Raw genomic sequence first — 2,537 nt, 5'->3', positions numbered from 1 at the left:
CTTGGTTTTTTTGGTTTTTTGGTTTTTCCCTCTGGTTGCTCATAATCTATACCGTGTTAGTCTTCCGCTACCCACTTTTTTAATTAGGTCTTTAGAAAGCATCTCTTTCAGCATGTTAATAGCATAGGTCGTTCCAACTCCAAGAGCTTCTTCGACATCACTACGAGTGATTTCCTTTTGTTTTTCGAATAATTGGAGTATTGGTAAATACTTTTCTTCTTTTACGCTTATTGTTTCTGCATGTGTATTAGGTAGAATAACCCGAAATGCCCCTTCTACATTTTCAAACTTAGGCTGAACGGGTAACCCTTTATAACAACTGATTATTTTGCTAATACCTGTACCATAAGCTTCTATGAGTTTCATTCTATAAAACAAATTTGCAAGATTTTCATTTCTCGTTTGTGATGCACCTAGCATTACAGCATCCATAGAAATCCCTGAAACCAATCCACCAAGTGATATGATCTCTAAGCGATCTGAGTAAAGGTTTATAATTGTACTTCCACTATACGCATACTCTCTGTGAACAATTGCATTAAGTAGTGCCTCACGAACAGCATCTTCTGGATAATCTCTTTCATCTTCACGTAGTAAGTCATGAAATGTAGCCTTTGTTCTGTTATAAAAACCTATGGTTTTAAATGCATCTGAAAGCTGCTCAAGCAAAGAGCCTGTGAGTTCCTTTCGGTCTTTGAATACCAATTTATCAGTGTCCTGAAAAACAGCAAATTTAATAGAATGCTTACACTGATCTGAAATCAGTAGTCCCAAATTTGTATAGATATCATCTTGAGAGAGAATCCCTAAGTTCTTCATCTGAACCTGAGAAATCTCTAATTGCCTTGACGCCATTTCTTTATTTAAACTCATAAATGATAATTCTTGAATGAGGGATCGATTGTTTTCAAATGAATCCCCATCCGTCATTTTAATCATCATACGAATTGCGTCTTCAGATGCAGGTGCAGAAGTGGTTCCACTTCTAACATAGACTCCCGATGGTTTTAGTCCTTTGTCAGACAGATAATAAGGTTTTTTAGTACCTTGATGAACTGTTAGCTTAAGGATGTTCTTATTTTCTTTTTGGACCAGTTCAACATTTGTAAATATAGAAACATCCGGTCGAATGCTATCTCTTAAAGCATTAGAAATTTGCTGCATTATAAAATCTGCATTATCTAGTCCCTTTATTTCTCCATCATCCTGTACCCCAATATATATAGTGCCACCGTTGGTATTTGCAAATGCCACTACTTCCTTTTTCAAATCAGGTGTGTAGATTTCCTTCAGTTCAATGGTTTCACTTTCGTTCATTCTCATAATATCACCCTTTATATCAGTTTCTATCACTACTAACACCATTCTATCACTGGTAGTGATAGAATACAAGAAGTAAAAAGTTCTCGAGTTAACTATGCACGAAATATCGCTTTAAAAGCGAAAAAGACCCGCTAGCCAAATTCATGACTAATGGGTCTCTATTATACTGTATTAACTTTTGTTACCCCACTGAGCCGGAAGAACCGTCCCTCTGGTTGTTCCTCTGGTTGTTCTCTAGTTGTTTGGTTTTACTTCACCATTAATATTTTACTTTTCTCAAGTATCTCTTGATCTTGATTGATCATACTTAATATTCGTTGAACTGGTCCAGAAGGAATGTTTTTATCAGCTTCCCATGCTTCAACTGTTTTTGCTGCTACACCTAATGCTCTGGCAAAAGCCGCTTGACTTAACTTCTTCTTTGTTCTGATTTCTTTGATCTGTCCTCCATGAAAATGGGGTAAATCGGCAATCTCAACTACATGACGATTACCTTTAGTTTTATCCCCTTTTTCATATTCTATAGATTCTGCTAATCCTTGAAAAATACTTTTTGCTACATCCATCCAATCACTTCTTTCTTATTTCATCATTAAGTAACTTAATATATTTTTTAATTTGGTTACACGCTTCTTTTGATAAATTGACTTTTTCAGATTTTGAGTAGGCTGATATAAAGTATATTTTCTCATAAAATGCAAAGTCAACATAGACGACTCTTATCCCGCCACTTTTTCCAGTATCCGGTAATCACCATCTTAGTTTTCTCAGCCCACCTATTCCTTGAATCAGGTCTCATGCTTCAGGATAAAGACAAAGAAAACTTTCTAGTTCTCTGATGTTATCTTCAGATAAACCTAATGATTTACAACACTTTTCAAACTCATTCGTTCTTATAAACTCTCTTGTCATATTATATACCCATAAGTAATTATACCCTACTGAATAGGGTTTAATCAATGTTAAATACCAGTTTTTTACAACGAAATTTAGAGTAAATTCTTAGCCCTTGTTGCATATCACACATTTTTAGCAACTATGCACAAAACAGCTCTTTAAAGGCAAAAAAGACCCGCTAGCCAAATTCATGACTAACGGGTCTCTATTATACTGTGTTAACTTTTGTTACCCCACTGAGCCGGAAGAACCGTCCCTGTGGTTTTCTTAGAACGAACCACAAGAACTGTCCCTCTGGTTGTTCGTCCCTCTGGTTG

Annotated in this window: 2 protein-coding genes; both read right to left on the bottom strand. The window is 35.8% G+C overall.

All coding sequences use genetic code 11. From position 1 onward, the window contains the following. Nucleotides 1–39: 39 nt before the first annotated feature. Nucleotides 40–1,323: an RNA-binding domain-containing protein gene (locus P0N36_RS14970; RefSeq protein WP_275843679.1), complete on the bottom strand. Its 1,284-nt coding sequence runs from the start codon at nucleotides 1,321–1,323 to the stop codon at nucleotides 40–42. Nucleotides 1,324–1,571: 248 nt separating this feature from the next. Further along, a complete protein-coding gene (locus tag P0N36_RS14965; RefSeq protein WP_275843678.1) occupies nucleotides 1,572–1,889 on the bottom strand; it encodes a helix-turn-helix domain-containing protein in 318 nt (105 codons plus the stop codon). Between the last annotated feature and the right edge of the window lie 648 nt (nucleotides 1,890–2,537).

The organism is Petrocella sp. FN5, from assembly GCF_029210395.1.
Taxonomy (GTDB): domain Bacteria; phylum Bacillota; class Clostridia; order Lachnospirales; family Vallitaleaceae; genus Petrocella.
The sequence above is the reverse complement of the archived record's forward strand: the minus strand, read 5'-3'. Positions and strand labels throughout refer to the sequence as shown.